2 protein-coding genes are annotated in these 2,441 nt (G+C 47.6%); both read left to right on the top strand.

What is annotated here, in order from left to right:
- Positions 1 to 423: 423 nt before the first annotated feature.
- Positions 424 to 1,713 carry a spore photoproduct lyase family protein gene (locus tag V3S16_RS09930; protein ID WP_413884531.1) on the top strand — a complete coding sequence of 430 codons (1,290 nt, stop codon included), beginning with the start codon at positions 424 to 426 and terminating at the stop codon, positions 1,711 to 1,713.
- A 184-nt stretch (positions 1,714 to 1,897) separates the two neighbouring features.
- On the top strand, positions 1,898 to 2,236 hold the full coding sequence (locus V3S16_RS09925) for a type II toxin-antitoxin system RelE/ParE family toxin (protein ID WP_413884530.1): 339 nt from the start codon (positions 1,898 to 1,900) through the stop codon (positions 2,234 to 2,236).
- The last annotated feature ends 205 nt before the right edge of the window (positions 2,237 to 2,441 follow it).

The following is a 2,441-nucleotide window of genomic DNA, read 5'->3' as shown; positions in this document are numbered from 1 at the left end:
CCCAAAGCAATTGATACCTCTGTAAAGCGAGCCAAGAGGGGTAAGAAATGAAGAGGAGGGAGAACCTTAGTTTCATTGCCCGTCGGATGATGCCCGGGCTACTCACGGCATTGGACCTAACCTTTATATCCCGCTCTTGTCTCCACTGAAGATCCGGTGCTTTTGCGCCGCTTTGGTAACCGCCTCGATCAACTTGTCTTTCTCCGCCGGCTTGACGAGATATTCGACCACGCCAACCTTCATGAGGTCCACTGCAAGGTTCACATCCGGGTAACCCGTCAGTACGATCACCGCTATCAAAGGGGTCAGAGTACAGTTTCTGTTAATATTCGCGAGGTCTGATTTTAATATTAGGAAAAACTGCGCTCTGACCCTTTTTATGCTCTTATACGGTTCCCAGCCCGCGCTACATCGGTTCAAAACATGACTGACAAACAGACCCCTTACGCAGAAAAGTTCCAATCTACTATCGATCACACCTTTTATTCTCAACTTGGTGAAAAGGATCGCCTGCGTATCCGCGCTGTTGCTGGGCAGTATCGGATTACGACCCAGGAAATAAGAAATCTGTGCATCATCGCGCGGGATCTGGAAATGTGGCAAAGCGGCACAGTTGATGAGTTATGGAACAAAGCAGAAAACAGTATTCCTGCTGGAGTCGTAGGGCCGCAACGAAAGAAACGACTTTTTCAGATACTGAAGCAGCACGTTGCCCAACTTCGGGAAAAACCGACTATTTACCCGATCGAAGGATTGGCAAAACCTGAACGACCAAAAATGAAACTCGTTAGCCAGGCATCGGACAAAAAAATTCTAGGCTGGTGCCCGGTGGCATCGGAAAAAACCTTGTGTTGCAATCTTCACAACATCGATGTGGTTGAAAACTGCCTTTACGGATGCAGCTATTGCACGATCCAGACCTTCTATGATGGTCATGCTATCCAGGACGCGGACCTCGCAGAAAAACTGGCAAAAATCGAACTGGAACCCGGACGGTACTACCATATCACCACGGGGCAGGCCTCAGACTCACTGGCATGGGGCGACAAAAACGGCATGTTGTCCCTGATGTGCGATTTCGCCCATAAGCACCCCGACATTTTGCTGGAATTCAAAACTAAATCCGCGAATATTGCGCCGTTGCTTCGTTTGGACGTGCCACCCAATATCGTGTGCAGCTGGAGCCTGAATCCGGAAATTATCATCACCAATGAGGAGCATTTCACGGCTTCTCTCGATGAACGGCTGGCTGCCGCACAAAAAGTGGCCGACAACGGTATAAAAACGGCGTTCCATTTTCACCCGATGATCCACTATCAGGGTTGGGAACAAGACTACCCGGCGCTGGCCACCAAAATCATGGTCAGATTCAACCCACAAAATGTCTTGTTCATCTCATTTGGTGCCGTAACCTTCATCAAACCGGTACTGAAAAAGATCCGCGAACGCGGCGAAAACACCCGGATTCATCAGATGGAGCTGGTACCTGATCCGCATGGCAAACTTTCCAATTCCGATGAGATCAAAATTAAACTGTTCCGCAGCCTGTATCGGGCGTTCAAACCTTGGCATGATCAGGTCTTCATGTATTTATGTATGGAACGCGCCGAATACTGGGACCAGGTCTTCGGTTATCGCTACGCCGACAATTCGGAATTCGAAAAGCAGTTTGGTGAAAACGTAATGAGAAAGGTTTATCCGTCGGGACAATGATAAAAGGATAAAAGGGGTCGGTGACAAATGAGAATTAGAATCATTTGTCACCGACCCCTTTTTACCGGCTAATATTCGCGAGGTCTGATTTTAATATTAGGAAATTAATTAAAGTTGGCAGATATCGGCTCGATATAGTATAGCACCTAGTGCTATACTTAGCTTTTACTGACAAGGATTGTCAATGAAGGTTTTCAAAACCAAGTGGTTTCATCGATGGGCGGCCAAGGAAAGGCTGGGTGATCAGGCTTTGCTGTTAGCAGTTGAGGAAATTGTAAATGGCTTGATCGATGCTGACTTGGGTGGGCATGTGATTAAAAAGCGCGTGGCGATTTCCGGACGGGGTAAGCGCGGTAGCCTGCGTACATTGGTGGCATTTAATTTGGACGACAAAGTGTTTTTCGTCTATGGCTTCGCAAAGAATGAGCGCGCAAACATTAGCCTAAAGGAACTGAAGACATTGAAGGAATTGGCGGGGGGAGTTGCTTGGCTATCAACCTGTAGCCTTAAAGAAAGCGATTAAATCTGGTGAATTGATCGAGGTACGTAACGATGGCTAAAAAGATTCTGGAGGTGGTCCATAAAACGGCAAAGGGACTCCATAAGGCAGGTGCTATGGAGACAAAAACCATGCGTGAATTCGACGCATTATGTCTGCCGCCGGTAAAAGAATACAGTGCCCGTCAAATTAAACGTATACGTGAGCAGAACAAAGCGAGCCAGGCTGT

Origin of the sequence: Candidatus Desulfatibia sp., assembly GCF_036446775.1 — a bacterium.
Taxonomy (GTDB): domain Bacteria; phylum Desulfobacterota; class Desulfobacteria; order Desulfobacterales; family UBA11574; genus Desulfatibia_A.
The sequence above is the reverse complement of the archived record's forward strand: the minus strand, read 5'-3'. Positions and strand labels throughout refer to the sequence as shown.